General features: G+C 50.7%; 13 protein-coding genes. 10 read left to right on the top strand and 3 right to left on the bottom strand.

Going from position 1 to position 14,617, the window contains the following annotated elements:
* Window positions 1-198: 198 nt before the first annotated feature.
* The 7 genes from DFP94_RS19920 to DFP94_RS19890 all read left to right on the top strand — a co-directional run bounded on the left by DFP94_RS19920 (window position 199) and on the right by DFP94_RS19890 (window position 8,542).
* Entirely contained in the window at window positions 199-600 is a 402-nt protein-coding gene (locus DFP94_RS19920; protein ID WP_114498230.1) for a PaaI family thioesterase, read from the top strand.
* Between the two features lie 106 nt (window positions 601-706).
* Entirely contained in the window at window positions 707-1,486 is a 780-nt protein-coding gene (locus tag DFP94_RS19915) for an NUDIX domain-containing protein (protein WP_114498229.1), read from the top strand.
* Between the two features lie 61 nt (window positions 1,487-1,547).
* Complete coding sequence (locus DFP94_RS19910) at window positions 1,548-3,002, top strand: nicotinate phosphoribosyltransferase (RefSeq protein WP_114498228.1); 1,455 nt, start codon at window positions 1,548-1,550, stop codon at window positions 3,000-3,002.
* A gap of 414 nt (window positions 3,003-3,416) precedes the next feature.
* Window positions 3,417-4,424 (top strand): 2-oxoacid:acceptor oxidoreductase family protein, encoded by a 1,008-nt coding sequence (locus tag DFP94_RS19905; RefSeq protein ID WP_114498227.1) that lies wholly within the window; start codon window positions 3,417-3,419, stop codon window positions 4,422-4,424.
* Window positions 4,425-4,450: 26 nt separating this feature from the next.
* Window positions 4,451-6,757 (top strand): thiamine pyrophosphate-dependent enzyme, encoded by a 2,307-nt coding sequence (locus DFP94_RS19900; protein ID WP_114498226.1) that lies wholly within the window; start codon window positions 4,451-4,453, stop codon window positions 6,755-6,757.
* A 79-nt stretch (window positions 6,758-6,836) separates the two neighbouring features.
* Window positions 6,837-7,829 carry an acrylyl-CoA reductase family protein gene (locus tag DFP94_RS19895; protein ID WP_114498225.1) on the top strand — a complete coding sequence of 331 codons (993 nt, stop codon included), beginning with the start codon at window positions 6,837-6,839 and terminating at the stop codon, window positions 7,827-7,829.
* A 176-nt stretch (window positions 7,830-8,005) separates the two neighbouring features.
* The gene (locus DFP94_RS19890; RefSeq protein ID WP_114498224.1) at window positions 8,006-8,542 is read left to right on the top strand and encodes a hypothetical protein; all 537 of its coding nucleotides are present in this window, start codon (window positions 8,006-8,008) and stop codon (window positions 8,540-8,542) included.
* Between the two features lie 103 nt (window positions 8,543-8,645).
* Here DFP94_RS19890 and DFP94_RS19885 read toward each other — a convergent pair whose 3' ends face one another.
* Complete coding sequence (locus DFP94_RS19885; RefSeq protein ID WP_114498223.1) at window positions 8,646-9,158, bottom strand: MogA/MoaB family molybdenum cofactor biosynthesis protein; 513 nt, start codon at window positions 9,156-9,158, stop codon at window positions 8,646-8,648.
* A 195-nt stretch (window positions 9,159-9,353) separates the two neighbouring features.
* Between DFP94_RS19885 and DFP94_RS19880 the strand changes: the two genes are divergently transcribed.
* The 3 genes from DFP94_RS19880 to DFP94_RS19870 all read left to right on the top strand — a co-directional run bounded on the left by DFP94_RS19880 (window position 9,354) and on the right by DFP94_RS19870 (window position 11,913).
* A complete protein-coding gene (locus DFP94_RS19880) occupies window positions 9,354-10,394 on the top strand; it encodes a CobW family GTP-binding protein (protein ID WP_114498222.1) in 1,041 nt (346 codons plus the stop codon).
* 166 nt (window positions 10,395-10,560) lie between these two features.
* Window positions 10,561-10,896 carry a four-helix bundle copper-binding protein gene (locus DFP94_RS19875; RefSeq protein WP_114498221.1) on the top strand — a complete coding sequence of 112 codons (336 nt, stop codon included), beginning with the start codon at window positions 10,561-10,563 and terminating at the stop codon, window positions 10,894-10,896.
* Window positions 10,897-11,025: 129 nt separating this feature from the next.
* Window positions 11,026-11,913, top strand: coding sequence for a protease complex subunit PrcB family protein (locus tag DFP94_RS19870; RefSeq protein WP_114498220.1), 888 nt, complete (start codon window positions 11,026-11,028; stop codon window positions 11,911-11,913).
* A 133-nt stretch (window positions 11,914-12,046) separates the two neighbouring features.
* On the opposite strand, the gene DFP94_RS19865 is transcribed toward DFP94_RS19870, so the two are convergent.
* Complete coding sequence (locus tag DFP94_RS19865) at window positions 12,047-12,409, bottom strand: RidA family protein (protein ID WP_114498219.1); 363 nt, start codon at window positions 12,407-12,409, stop codon at window positions 12,047-12,049.
* A gap of 143 nt (window positions 12,410-12,552) precedes the next feature.
* On the bottom strand, window positions 12,553-14,616 hold the full coding sequence (locus DFP94_RS19860; protein WP_114498218.1) for an ABC transporter ATP-binding protein: 2,064 nt from the start codon (window positions 14,614-14,616) through the stop codon (window positions 12,553-12,555).
* Window position 14,617 lies beyond the last annotated feature (1 nt).

The raw sequence follows: 14,617 nt of genomic DNA, 5'->3' as shown, positions 1-14,617 counted from the left end.
ATTTGATGGTCAGGCTAGCGTCTTTAGGCGCAGTTTGGCAACAGGGGGTTATACCCCAAGAGCAAACCACCCGTTGGACGGGTGGTTATGATTCTTAATATATGTGAATCGGAGCCATGACAAAAAAGGGTTATAATACGGGCATGGTCATAATAGCCTTATCAAGATATTCATAAAGACATCAGGAGGTAACGATTCATGGATTGGAACGAGGTCATGCGTAAAGAAGAGCAGTCGTTTTGGGGCATGCTCGGAATGAAGCTGATTTCCGCCGAACAGGGTCATGTCGAGATCGGAGTAACAGCCGGGGATCCCCATTTGAATTCCATGGGCATCGTACATGGCGGCGTGCTGTCATCGATGATGGATCAAGCGATGGGGACGCTGGTGGCCGTCGTGAAAGAAGGCAGCTTTGGTGTGACGACCCATTTGAATGTGAATTTTTTAAGCCCGATGCGCAAAGGTGAACTGATCGCAACGGCGTTCGTACTGCATGAAACCCGTCGCACCATGACGCTGCGAGCGGAAGTGAAGAATCACGAAGGCGTGCTCGGCTGTATCGCTACGGCAACTTTTCGCTTGCCGCGAGAGCAGGGATAACCGTTTGTCCGTAATAGAATGAATTGAGTTATTAATGTGATGAAATATCTGGAACGCCCGTGCCGGTCAGGCACTGCGTTATCAAACGACTGATGTGGTGATCGTAATGAGCAATGAGGAACAGCACGCTTACCGGGAAGACGAAGTAAAAAAATATCGGACACCGGACGGCATTCCGGCTGATATAGTCATGTTTACGCTGACGAGGCAGGAGCGTAAAGCTTCTACAAAGTCATTGCCGCGCTTTGATCTCAAGGTGATGCTGATTCGCCGCAGAAGTTGGCCATTTGCCGGCGCCTGGGCGCTTCCGGGCGGTTTTTCGCAAGAGGACGAGTCGCTGTTTGAGACGGCGCGCCGGGAATTGAAGGAGGAGACCGGAGTCGACGGTCACCATCTGGAGTATTTAGGGGTATATAGCAAACCGGGGCGGGACCCCCGCGGCTGGATTATTTCGCACGCTTTTTTTGCGTTAGTGGAGGAATGGGTGCTGGAAAAGCGCCAATCGGCCGACGATGCGCAGGAAGTGGGCCTGTTTACGGTTAGGGAAGCGCTGGAAGAGTTGGACCTGGCTTTCGATCATCGCGAAATTCTTGAGGACGCGTACCGGAGAATTCAGCAGCAAATGTTGCAAACGACGATCGCCAGGCAGTTTTTGCCGCCTCATTTTACGCTGGGCGAGCTGTACCAGGTCATCCAGACGGTGGTTCCGGATTTTGCCGAGCTGAATTTCATCCGCAAAATTACTTCGACGCGAAGCCGCCAAGGTATACTCGAAGAAGTTCGCGACGAGAACGATAAACCGATGCTGTCGAATCAATATTCGCAGCGTCCCGCACAGTTGTACCGGTTTACGGATTTCACGCCTCAGCTGTCGATCTATACCTAGATACATATAAGAAATTGCTGCCCTTTCTGTCATCCGGGACAGCCAGAGAGGATGAGACACCATGCTAAGTGAACATTTGGCGCTGCATACGGATAAATATCAAATCAATATGATTTATGCGCACTGGATTAACGGAAGCCATAACCGCAAAGCCGTGTTTGAAGCTTATTTCCGCAAGCTTCCCTTTGGCAACGGTTATGCCGTTTTTGCGGGGCTGGAACGTATTGTCCAATATATCTCGAACCTGCGCTTTACCGACAAGGATCTGGCGTACTTAGCGCAGCAGGAGGAAAACTACAAGCCCGAGTTTCTGGAACTGCTGCGGGATTTTCGATTTCGAGGAAACCTTTTTTCGCTTCAAGAAGGGGATCTCTGCTTTCCTAATGAGCCCCTGATCCGGGTAGAAGGCTCGATCATGGAAACGCAGCTCGTTGAAACCGCACTGCTTAACTTTATGAATTTTCAGACGCTGATTGCCACGAAAGCTTCCCGCATCAAACGCGTTGCCGAGAAGGATGTACTGTTGGAATTCGGTTCCCGCCGGGCTCAAGAGGCCGATGCGGCGGTTTGGGGCGCAAGGGCGGCTTACATTTCCGGCTTTGACGCCACATCCAATTTGCTGGCGGGCGAAACCTTCGGCATTCCGACGAAAGGCACGCACGCCCATTCCTGGGTCCAGATTTTTGATTCCGAGCAAGAAGCGTTTGAGATCTATGCCAAAGCCTTGCCGGATTATCTTTCGCTTTTGGTCGATACCTTCGATACGCTGGAGAGCGGGGTTCCGCACGCGATTCGTACGGCCAAGCTGCTTGAAGCTGAAGGAAAGCGGCTTGGCAGCATCCGGCTGGACAGCGGGGACCTCACGTATTTATCCATTCAGGCACGTAGAATGCTGGACGAGGCGGGACTGCCTTACGTGAAAATTGTGGCGTCAAACGACCTTGACGAGAACACAATGTTCAATCTGAAGGCCCAAGGGGCCAGAATCGATGTTTGGGGCGTGGGTACCCAACTGATTACGGCGGCGGACCAGCCGGCGCTGGGCGGGGTGTACAAGCTGGTGGAACGGGAACGGAACGGAGTCATGGAGCCGACGATTAAAATTTCCGGCAATCCCGAAAAGGTGACCTCCCCGGGTAAGAAGGATCTGCTTCGCATCGTTAGCAAGGAGAGCGGCAAGGCGATTGCCGATTATATCTGTTTGCCGCATGAAGACCAGGCCAGGTCAGGCGGGAAGCTGCGGCTGTTTGATCCGGTCCATCCCTATCTCAAGAAATCGGTCAAGGACTATGAAGCCATATCAATGCTGCAGCCGGTTTTTGCGGGAGGCGAATTAGTTTATGATCTCCCGCAGTTGGAAGAAATTCGTAATCATCACCAGGATCAACTGAACATGTTCTGGCCGGAGTATTTGCGTAAGTTAAACCCGGAAATCTATCGGGTCAATCTGAGCCAGGAAGCCTGGGAACTGAAGCAGAGAATGATCGAGGAACATATGAGCCAACTGGAAGAATAAAGTGAAGCCCTGGATGTCTTGATAGAGACTTCCGGGGTTTTTTTGAAGATTATAGAATTTATAAGTTTTCAGCGGAGCTGAACGATTCTATCATCGCAAGAAAAACTTCCGCTAACTGCAGTCTGTCTACTTCGGAGGTATGTCGATAGACGTTTTTCTTATGGTTTCAAAAATTATTTCTCGGGAAAGCGCAGAAATCGAGTTTTTTCAAACCGGTCCCCCTTTTTTTCGACATTCTTGAGTGAATATGACAACCCCCGCACAATTGCTACTCCGAGATTGTCCATATGACATTTGTTACATTCGTCACACTGTTTCTATGATAAACATTAATCAAGGCACTATTTTGTGTGACATTTTTTACTCATTTTACGTCGTTATGATTTCGCAGTGGCGAAGAAGGGAGTCAAACGCGTGGTACAATTACCCAAACTGAACGAACTGGGCTTTTTTGAAATCCGCTTGGAATCCATTGGGGGATTAGGAGCTAATCTTGCCGGGAAAATGCTTGCCGAAGCCGGTGTGGAAGGTGCGGGCCTGAATGGCGTCAGCTTCTCATCCTATGGCTCGGAGAAAAAGGGTTCACCTGTAAAAGCCCATATCCGTTTTTGTGATATGGAGACTTCCATCCGTGATACTTCTCCGGTGGAGCGGCCGCATATTGTTAGTATATTCCAAGAGGCGCTGGCGAAGACGGTCAATGTCATCAGCGGAATTTACGAGGACAGCACCGTGCTCGTAAACTCGCGTAAAACGCCTGAACAATTAAAAGAAAAGATGAAGCTGATCGGCGGGACGATCGCCGTCATCGATGCAACCGGTATCGCACTGGATGAGAACAATCGCGTTAATATGGCGATGTTGGGAGCGATGTTCCGGTTATGTCCGTTTCTGGATCCCGAAACGATGAAGGGCGTTATCCGTAAATCGCTGGAGAAGAAATATCCTCAGACGGTAGCACCCGCATTAGCAACGTTTGAACGCGGTTATCAGGAAGTGGTTATTCAGACGTTTACGTTGCCGGAGGGAGCGGCCATGCCTGCTTTTGTCCGTGCGGACACGCCTGTCTTGGGCTACGAGACGCAACCGATCGGCGGACTGATTACGAACCCGGGCAACAGCATGCTTAAGGATCTCAGCATATCCCGCTCCGGGATGATGCCTCATTTTAAGGAAGAATCGTGCATTCATTGCGCTCAGTGCGACAATGTTTGTCCGGATAACTGTTTCGTCTGGGAGGAGTTGCCGGACAAGAAGGGCCGTCCGCAAATGTTCCTGAAAGGCATCGACTACCAATATTGCAAGGGTTGTCTGAAATGCATTCATGCCTGTCCTACGGACGCTCTGTCCGGAGAGCGGGAAGACGACGGGTATGCCGAGCAGCATCGGATTCCTCATTTATTCGATTTGGCGGTCCACTAATATTTTTGGGAAGGGCGGTTACCTAAATGGCAATCAATATGGAAAAAGAACGCAAAACGGCCAAAGTGGAACAACGCGTCGTTTTCGAATCGGGTAATGAGATGGCGGCCTATGCCGCCCATCAGATCAACTATCACATCATGGGTTACTTTCCGATATCTCCGTCTACGGAGGTAGCGCAATTCCTGGATCTCATGAAAGCAAACGGGCAGCACGATATCAAGCTGATTCCCTCGGACGGCGAGCATAGCTCGGCCGGGATTTGCTTCGGGGCTTCCACCGGGGGCGGTCGCGTATTTAACGCAACCAGCGCCAACGGATATATGTATATGCTGGAACAAATGCCTGTTCAGTCAGGCACTCGTTTCCCGATGGTTATGAACCTCGTTTGCCGCTCGGTCTCCGGACCGCTCGATATTCATGGCGACCACTCGGATTTGTATTTTGCACTGAACACGGGCTGGCCGATCTTGATGTGCCGTGATCCCCAAGCTGTTTACGACATGAACATCATGGCGATCAAGCTAGCGGAAGATCCTGAAGTTCGCCTGCCGGTGCTCGTAGCTTCGGACGGTTATTTCACGTCCCATCAAAAACGCCGCGTCAGCACATTCGCTAACAACGAAGACGTAACTAAATTTGTCGGCGAGCATCCGCCAGCCGGTTTCCTGCATACACTGGACCGGGACAATCCGATTACGGTCGGTCCTTACATGAACGAACCTGACTATATTAACAACTGTTATCAGCAATCGCAGGCTATGTACAATGCGGAGGCCGTGTTTGAACGAATTGCCGGCGAGTATGCCGAATTAACTGGACGGGAGTATCCGATACTGGACCTGTACCGGATGGAAGATGCAGAAGTCGCCGTGTTCCTGATGAACTCCGCTTCGGAAATCATCAAGGATGTCGTCGACGATTTGCGCCGCCAAGGCATCAAGGCAGGCTCGATCGCCCCAAACATCATTCGTCCGTTCCCGCAAAAACAAATTGCCGAGGCGCTGAAGAACGTCAAGGCAGTTACTATCGGTGACCGAGGCGATTCCTACGGAGCTCACGGCGGCAATATGAGCAATGAAATCAAGGCCGCCTTGTTTACGCTCGGAAACCACACGACCAAGGTAGTGAGCCGGGTATACGGCCTCGGCGGTAAGGAGTTTTATGCAGAGGACGGTCATCATCTGTTCTCGCTGGCCATCGAAGCGGCGAAGCAGGACCGGGTTGAAGTAGCGTTCGATTATTACGGGCATACACCAGGCGACAGAGAGAAAGCACCGACACGCGTGCTGAATCCCTTACGCTTCGAAGACTTGAAAACCGGACTAATCACGGTAACCCGGAACGAAGAAACCGGCAAGCTGGGTGTCCGGATTCCTCCGCTTCGCGCTTTGACCAAAAAGCCGAAACGGATTGCACCGGGACACGGCGCTTGTCCGGGCTGCGGTATTTTTTCCGGGCTGGAGTTGTTCTTTAAAGGCATTGAAGGAGACATCGTAGCGCTGTTCCATACGGGCTGCGCCATGGTTACGACAACGGGTTATCCGTACTCATCTCATAAAGCGACTTACATCCACAACCTGTTCCAAAACGGGGCAGCCACGCTGTCCGGGCTGGTGGAAATGTTCTGGGAACGCAAACGAAGAGGCGAGTTCGACGGGCTCGGCCTGAAAGACGATTTCACCTTTGTCATGGTAACCGGAGACGGCGGCATGGATATCGGGATGGGACCGGCCATTGGCGCAGCTTTGCGGAATCATAAGATGATTATCGTGGAATACGACAATGAGGGTTATATGAATACTGGCGCACAGCTGTCCTATTCGACACCGCTCGGTCACCGGACTTCAACGTCCAATCTCGGTTCGGCGCAGCAGGGTAAAGTGTTCCATCATAAGGATACCGCGCAAATTATGGCGGCAACCAATATTCCTTACGTATTTACCGGCAGTGAGGCGTATCCTCAGGATCTGGTGAAAAAAGCGGCAAAAGCGCAGTGGTACGCCCAGAACGAGGGGCTCGTTTATGGTAAAATATTGATAGCCTGTCCGCTGAACTGGATCAGCAAAGATGATGAGGGAACGAATATCGTGGATGCGGCCGTTAATTCGTGCTTCTTTCCGCTTTATGAAGTGGAGCATGGACAAACAAGTATCACCTACAATCCGGAAGAGAAGACGAAGCGCGTTCCGTTGACCGATTGGCTGAAAACGATGGGGAAAACACGCCATTTGCTCAAGCCGGAGAATGAAGCTGCGCTCAAGGCGTTCGAGCAGGAAGTGGAACGCCGCTGGCAAGTTCTGCTGGTGAAGCACGAGCATCCTTTCTTGTAGGTTAGCACGATAGAATATAGTCCAGTCAGAATAGTAGTCGCGGTAGACGTCATGCTCATTTTCTAAGGAGGAAGGCACCATGGAGCAGTTTCGGGCTTTTCGCGTGCATAAAGATGAATCAGGATTTCGTTCTGGAAGCGAACAAATAACCTTGAACGATTTGCCGGAGGGGAACGTAACGATTTCCGTTCATTATTCCAGCGTGAATTACAAGGACGGATTAGCTTCGATCCCGGACGGGAAAATCGTAAGACAATATCCGTTCATTCCCGGCATCGATCTGGCCGGAGAGGTAACGGATTCCCGGGATGAACGGTTTCGTCCGGGCGATCTTGTGCTCTGCACCGGGTATGGTCTCGGCGTAAGCCACGAAGGAGGCTTCGCCGAGTTCGCCAGAGTCCCAGGGGACTGGCTGGTGCCGCTGCCGGCGGGCTTGTCGCCGCTGGAAGCCATGGGTATCGGAACTGCCGGATTTACTGCAGCTTTGTCAGTGGAACGACTGCTTGCGAACGGGGTTACCCCGGCAAGCGGCCCGGTGCTGGTCGCCGGAGCAACCGGCGGCGTCGGCAGCATGGCAGTTTCCATGCTGGGCAAGCTTGGTTTTGAAGTGGCGGCGGTAACGGGCAAGGCTGCTATGGCAGACAAGCTGCAGGCTCTTGGAGCGGCCCGGGTGCTCAGCCGGGAGGAAGCCGCCTCCGGCTCCAAAGGTGCGCTAGGCAAGGAATTGTGGGCCGCCGTGGTCGATCCTGTGGGCGGAGCCGTTACGGGCGATTTGCTGAAGAGCGTGAAATACGGCGGTTCGCTTGCCTTGTCCGGTATGGCTGCCGGCGGTAATTACGACGCCACCGTATATCCGTTTATTTTACGGGGCGTCAATCTGTTAGGGATTGATTCCGTACTCTGCCCGATGCCTATGCGGCTGAAGTTGTGGGAGCGTCTGGCCGGAGAATGGAAGCCGGAGACTGCATTAAGACATTGGGTAACAGTCTATGGTCTCGACCGGCTACCCGAAGCTTTGAGCACGGTGCTTGAAGGGAAGGCTGTAGGCCGTCAGGTTATTTCGCTAATGTAATCCAAGAAATCAGCAAGAAAGGCTTATGCCGCAACAATTGGGCATGGGCCTTTTTATATGAAGATACCCTGCATTCATCTACTGGTGATTATCCAAGGACTATGGTATAAATTGGACGCGAAATAGGTATTCTAACACCATCGAAAAAAGCGAGCCTTGAAAGGGAAGGGATAGCTATGAGATGGTGGTTGATAGGGTTGAGTTCCTTGCTGGCTTTGTCACTCGCTGCAGGCTGCAGCGAGGGCGGACAGCGGATGGCCCGGGACGAATTGGACAAGTACAATATGAAAAGTTATGCGAAGGGAAATGAGCGACAACTGCTCAGCGGGACTACGCTAAACACAGCGCTTCTCCAAACATTGAAGGCGGAATGCTCCAAGCGCAGCATCCGGCTCACGCACGAAACGTATGCGGAAGGGCTGGACGGCAATATCAGCTACAGTTATTTTATCAATGGCGATGCCCGTCATTTTTTGCTCGTTCATGTTTACCCTAGCGAGAGCGACCGGATTCGGGAGATCGGGGAAATGTATGGGGTTAAGAATGGATCGACGGCGGCTGCGGCGGCAAGCGAAACGTCCGTCATTTCCCAAAAAGGGAACACGGCGCTCGTATATGCTTCAAGCGGGATCCAGAAGAGTAAGTACAGTAAGGACATAAAGTCGGTCTTTGACAAGGTGCTGGATCGGATGAACGATCAAGACAACCCCTAATAAAAATAAACCCCTTCCCTGCGGAATCATTTTCATTCTGCGAGGAGGGGTTTCATTGTTTTCAGGTTCAAGTTGTTTTGTTTTCGCTTAAAGAGCGGCAGATTTATTTCTTGTATATTTCCCGCATTACGTGCCGTAGTTCCGGGAGAATAATCTTTTCCATGGCAAGCTTAACCGCTCCCTTGGAACCGGGCATCGAGAACACGGCCATATTGCCGATCGTACCCGCAATCGCCCGGCTTAATATCGCGGCAGGGCCGATATCCTCGGTGTAGCTTAAATAACGGAATATTTCGCCGAAGCCCGGCAATTCCTTATTTAGCAGGCTGCGCACCGCTTCATAAGTCGTATCCCGCGGCGCAATCCCCGTCCCCCCGGTAAGCAGCACGGCCTCGACCGAACGGCTGGATACCGCTTCGCGCAGTAGTTGGCGGATTCCGTCGTATTCATCTTTGACTATCTCATATCTAACAACTTCGTAGCCATGTTCAGTAAGGAGTTGCTGCATCAACTGGCCGCTTGAATCATTTTCCGACGTGCGGGTATCCGATACGGTTACGACCATGCAAGACACCTGCTGCGGGGCTTCATTCCGGTGTTCATCAACGGATCTCATTTTCGCTATATCCTTTCTGCATGTAGGATGCTGTATTTATACTTTACCATATTCCGCGAATATCGTTCATAATGGCTTTTGGCAGATAATGACGAACTTGGCGGAAGAACTTCACTTCTGAAAGTTGCGTGATTTATCGCCTTGGTGTAAACTCGCTTTCATGGGAAGAGAGATCAATGACGGAGGAAGGTAATTATGGAAGTAGAACATGGAACCACGCCTATATATATTTTGTCCGGATTTTTGGGAAGCGGTAAAACAACTTTGCTGCAGCACCTGTTATCCTACTGGAAAGACCTCGGCTTGCGACCTGCTGTCATTATGAACGAATTGGGAGAAATAAACCTGGACGGCCAGCTTATCAGGGAAGAGGTACCTATGGCTGAAATGCTTGGCGGTTGTATCTGCTGTACGATCCGGGGAGATTTGAGCGTGCAACTGTATGAGCTGGTTAAACAGGAACGGCCGGATGTGGTAGTGATTGAAGCGACCGGGGCAGCCAACCCGATGGAGATCTTCGATGCGGTGACGGAATCGTCGCTTTATATGAAATTGGATATCCGGCCGATGATTACGGTCGTGGATGCCGCTCATCTGGCGGAGCTGTATGCATCGCAGCAAGGGAAAACCTATCGGCTGATGCTGGAGCAAATCCGCTGCGGTTCCGACCTGATCCTGAACAAAATCGACCGTATATCTCCGGAAACGCAGCAGGAGATGAAGGAACTCCTGGGCAAGTTGAATCCGTATGCCCGTGTCATCCCGGCCGTCAAGTGCGAGGTAGACCTGCCATACCTGCTGGAAAAAAGACAACATCAGGAGGATCAGTTCCCTCCTGAAAGTCCCAAGCACGTTCATGAACAAAAACTTGACCCTGTCCATGAACATCATGAGGAAGCCGAACATTACCATGCAACAGATTCCCTTGCAACTCATTCGCACGCCTCTCACGATCATGTGACCGTCTATACCCACTATTTTTCAGGGCCGGTGAACAGTGTGGTGTTCGAACAATTTATTAAGGACTTGCCCCGTGAAATCTATAGGGGGAAAGGGATATTGCGGTTTTCCGATACTTCAAGCCGCTTTTTGTTTCAATATGCGTACCGTGAGGCTGATTATCTCAAAATAACTCCACAGGGCGATGTTCCGGATGTAGCCGTATTTATTGGCGAGCATTTCGATCAGACGGCACTTGCCGGACGATTGAAAGACATGGAAGAGAAACCTGAGTAAGCATAAAGCATACCATAAGCAGACCTGAAGCAGAGCCGAAGCAAATTCTGAAGCAAGGCAAAAGCAGCGGGGTATCCTTTCCTTAACGTTTCATAGTCTCGTGAACATGGTAATACATAAAGAGCGTGTTTACATTTGCAACTCAACATCGGGAGGTTATTGAACTATGATCCAGGAAAAATACCGTGAATACATCGATGCGTGTCTCCAATGTATGAATGCATGTAATTACTGCTATGTCTCCAGTCTGAAAGAATATGAATTGGCCATGCTGAGAGATTGTATCCGGCTGAACCGTGAGTGTGCAGACATTTGCGCTTTTACCGCCGAAGCATTGTCCCGGAACACGCCGTTTGCGAAGGAAATTTGTCAGCTTTGCGTCAAAGCCTGCGAGGCGTGTGCGGAGGAATGTGAAAAGCATGAACATGAGCACTGCAAGGATTGCGCAGCCATGTGCCGCCAGTGCGCGGAAATTTGCCGTAAAATGAACGGAGCAGCCTAAGATCTGCAAAATCATAAAGTCCGGAATTCTTTCTCTTTAGAGAGAGGAGTTCCGACAGGGCTCAATGAAAGGAAGAAACATGCAACCTTTATGAAACTTGCTGCGTCTAGGGGGCAGAGGTGATTACAAATGAAAAATACAAAAATCAAGACAGCGGCCGCATTGCTCTTATCGGGTTCCTTGTTGCTGGCTTCATCGGCATCGGCGTTTAGCGATGTCCAAGGACAAGACGCAAAAATTACGGAGTCCCTGCAGCAAAAAGGGATTATTCAGGGGATCTCGAAAGACAAGTTTGTTCCCCGCGGCAAATTGACCGGTGCTCAGGGGGTATACATGATTCTCAATGCACTCGGACTACAGAATAAAAATGATATCAAACCATTCAAAAATGATCATGGCAAAAATCCATGGTATACCTCAGCGCAGAAGGCTGCAGAAGAGCATGGAATCAAGCTGCCGGACAATTTTAAATGGAATAGTGAGATTTCCAAGGAGCAGTTTGCGTATATTTTGGATCAGGCGATCTCCGCAACCGGAAATTATCCCATGATTAAAATGTATATTGAAGTGAAGGATGCGGATAAAGGCAATGTTCTTTATTCCGGAAGCATTCAGAGATTGCTGCTCATGAAAATTACGGAGCTGGACGATCAGGGCAAGTTCTATCCGACGGCTACCATGACGCGGATTGAAGCCGCACGGATAGTGTATAATGCAGCCGAATATGTGGAGAAATATAAGGAGAATGAAGAGAACGCCCAGCAAAACGTATCGTTCACTATCGAGAAAGTTAATGATCAGATTAACAAGGTCGTTCTGACCCGATATGAACAGCCGCATCCGGGCTACGGCATACGTGTGGCGAAGGTGGAATTTACGAAAGAGAATAAAGCGATCGTATATTATGAATTGCTATCTCCGGAAGCAGGTAAATTCTATCCCCAAGTCATAACGGATTCCAAAACGGAAACGTATGTTTCGAGTAACTATACGGTTGAAATTGCGCAACAGAAATAATAACAGAGTCTGATGTAGAAGCCGTCTAACGAAGTCCTAAAGACTTCGTTAGACAGCTTTTAGTAGAAGGATTAGTCTTCCCGCCGGAATCCCAGATGTGATTACCTTAATACCGGGAACATTAGCGAACCGTTTAGGTAGAAGTGGAGGTCAAACCTGGATTGTACGCAATCCCTTCGATCATGAGGAGGCAATCGTCATCAATAAATGCTGTGGTCGTCGTCATTCTCGCAGGAAACTGATCCGGCTCAAAATAATCGAGAAACACTTTCTCCATGGCCGGCAGATCTTCAATATGCTTCAAATGGACCGAAACTTTGACGATCTGATCTAGAGACGTATCACACTGCCGGAGCGTTCTTTGCAAATGTGTAAACAGGTCATGAATCTGCTCCTGAAACGTTTCGCCAATGCCACGGTGCAGTCCGATAAATACATAATCTCCGGCAGATACTGCTGAAGAATAGCTGAATGGGGTGGGGATTCTTTTTATCATACGATAGCCTCCAGAAAGTTTGTAACAACTTTCACAATTATAGAACATTTGTTCTTGATTTGCAATATACTTTTTGGCATGAAAAAACCGGCCGGCACAGGGAGGAAGCCCCGTATCCAGCCGGTTTGCCGGTTCGTGCGATATTAAATCCGGTTTACTGCCGCTTGCATAGCGGGCCCGGGGGATGCCGGGGCTTCCGTTGTACCCAGCTGCAGGCGGTACATTTGATAATAGCGACCACCTTGCGCGAGCAGTTCCTCGTGCGTGCCGCATTCGACGATTTCACCGCGGTGCAGGACGAGAATCTGATCCGCGCTGCGGATCGTGGACAACCGGTGGGCGATGATGAAGGTCGTCCGCCCCCGTTTGAGCACTTCGAGCGCGGATTGGATCAGTGCTTCGGTTTCCGTATCGATGTTGGCGGTAGCCTCATCGAGAATGAGGATCGCCGGATCGAAGGCCAGCGCACGCGCGAACGAAATCAGTTGGCGTTCGCCTGCGGACAGGGTGCTGCCTTTTTCGACGACCGGCTCATCGAGTCCTTTAGGCAGGTGAGCGAGGATGCGATTCGCTCCAACATCCTCCAGGGCCTTTTCAACTGTCTCGCGGGAGATGCGCTCGTCGCCCAGACTCACATTCGAAGCGATCGTGCCGGTGAACAGGTAAGGATCCTGCAGTACAATCCCCATATGCTGGCGGATCCACTGTTTAGGCAAATCTTTTACCGGCTGTCCATCAATCGTGATGCTGCCTTTTTGCGGGTCATAAAACCGGAACAGCAGATTGATGATCGAACTTTTGCCTGAGCCGGTATGCCCGACGAGCGCCACGGTTTGACCCTGCTTCGCTTCGAATGAAATATTCTTCAGCACATAATCCCGTTTGTAAGCGAACGATACGTCTTTGAATTCCACATTTCCTTTGTAACGCGGCATCGATCCGTCAGTGACGGGTTCGCCCGGCTCATCCATGAGGGTGAATACACGGCCGGCCGAGACCAAGGAGGAATCCAGAGCCGCCAACTGGTTGACCATTCCGGTAATCGGCTGGAACAAACGGCCGAGCACGTCGACGAAGGCATACAGCACGCCGAGCGAGATGATGCCGGCGCCGGTCAATTGCGCGGAACCGAAGTACCAGAGGACTACGGCGAACGAAAGGCTTCGGATTACGTTAACCAGATTATGCGAAGTAAATGCGTTCAAATTCAGCATCTTGTTCTGATGCTTCATATAATCGTCGTTCAAGTTTTCGAATTCTGCTTTGGTTTGCGCCTCGCGGCGGAAAATCCGGATGATCGACATGCCCTGAATCGATTCATTGATAATGGCGTTGATTTCGCTCAGTCTTGAGCGGATGATCGTGTTGTATTTGGTGGCGAATTTCCGGTACAGCACCACCCAAAGCCAGATAATTGGTACGACGAATAGACAGATCAGCGCAAGCCGGACATCGAGCAGGAACAGGGCGACGAACACGCCGAGCATATTGATGATACCCGAGAAAAAGTTGGCCAATACGGCGATAAACAGATCCTTCACCGCCTCTGTGTCGTTCGTGACCCGGGAGACGACTTTCCCTGCCGGAAGATTATCGAAGAAATGAACCGGCAGACGCTGAATATGAGCGTACACGTCCATCCGCAATTTTTGAATGACTTTATTGGCCGATGATTGCAGCCAGTAAGTTTTGCCGAATTCCATGACAATCGAGACGGCCAGGAAAACGAAATACCAGCCGACCAATGTCAGAATGCCGGGGATTTCGGGCTTGTAAAAAGCAAACACTTCGGATGCTCCCAACTTTTGGGCCGGATATTCGGTGACTTCTCCGTTATGGGAGAAGCTTAGAATACCGTCTTTGAAGCTGCGGTCGCCGGAGACGTTGGGTACCGCGGAGTTTACGAAAACGAAGGATTTGCCGACTTGTAAAATGCGGGCCTCGGCTCCGCGGACTTCCCCGTCGGCAAACCGATCGCCCCGTTTGAAATTGACTCCGTCATAGGCGACGGTGCTGTCACCGGCTTTCGCCGTTTCGAAGAACGGCTTCTCGATCGCCAGCATATGATCGTCGATCATCGTCCGGGCCAGAAACGGGCCGGCCAGTTCGGCGGCCACACCGATTGCCAGCATGACTAAAGCCAGAATGAATGTATTTTTCGCCGTTAAGGCGTATTTAAACAGTGCTTTTCCCGTATGGGTGTGCATC

Origin of the sequence: Fontibacillus phaseoli (assembly GCF_003337355.1) — a bacterium.
In the GTDB taxonomy this organism is placed as follows: Bacteria; Bacillota; Bacilli; order Paenibacillales; family Paenibacillaceae; genus Fontibacillus; species Fontibacillus phaseoli.
Note: the sequence above shows the minus strand (reverse complement) of the source record. Positions and strands in the feature narration are given on the sequence as shown.

Excerpts from the sequence above, each read along its gene's own strand:
- DFP94_RS19920 (WP_114498230.1), top strand. The coding sequence starts at position 199 with ATGGATTGGAACGAGGTCATGCGTAAAGAAGAGCAGTCGTTTTGGGGC.
- DFP94_RS19865 (WP_114498219.1), bottom strand. The coding sequence starts at position 12,409 with ATGATAAAAAGAATCCCCACCCCATTCAGCTATTCTTCAGCAGTATCT.
- DFP94_RS19890 (WP_114498224.1), top strand. The coding sequence starts at position 8,006 with ATGAGATGGTGGTTGATAGGGTTGAGTTCCTTGCTGGCTTTGTCACTC.
- DFP94_RS19880 (WP_114498222.1), top strand. The coding sequence starts at position 9,354 with ATGGAAGTAGAACATGGAACCACGCCTATATATATTTTGTCCGGATTT.
- DFP94_RS19885 (WP_114498223.1), bottom strand. The coding sequence starts at position 9,158 with ATGAGATCCGTTGATGAACACCGGAATGAAGCCCCGCAGCAGGTGTCT.
- DFP94_RS19910 (WP_114498228.1), top strand. The coding sequence starts at position 1,548 with ATGCTAAGTGAACATTTGGCGCTGCATACGGATAAATATCAAATCAAT.
- DFP94_RS19915 (WP_114498229.1), top strand. The coding sequence starts at position 707 with ATGAGCAATGAGGAACAGCACGCTTACCGGGAAGACGAAGTAAAAAAA.
- DFP94_RS19860 (WP_114498218.1), bottom strand. The coding sequence starts at position 14,616 with ATGCACACCCATACGGGAAAAGCACTGTTTAAATACGCCTTAACGGCG.
- DFP94_RS19895 (WP_114498225.1), top strand. The coding sequence starts at position 6,837 with ATGGAGCAGTTTCGGGCTTTTCGCGTGCATAAAGATGAATCAGGATTT.
- DFP94_RS19875 (WP_114498221.1), top strand. The coding sequence starts at position 10,561 with ATGATCCAGGAAAAATACCGTGAATACATCGATGCGTGTCTCCAATGT.
- DFP94_RS19870 (WP_114498220.1), top strand. The coding sequence starts at position 11,026 with ATGAAAAATACAAAAATCAAGACAGCGGCCGCATTGCTCTTATCGGGT.
- DFP94_RS19900 (WP_114498226.1), top strand. The coding sequence starts at position 4,451 with ATGGCAATCAATATGGAAAAAGAACGCAAAACGGCCAAAGTGGAACAA.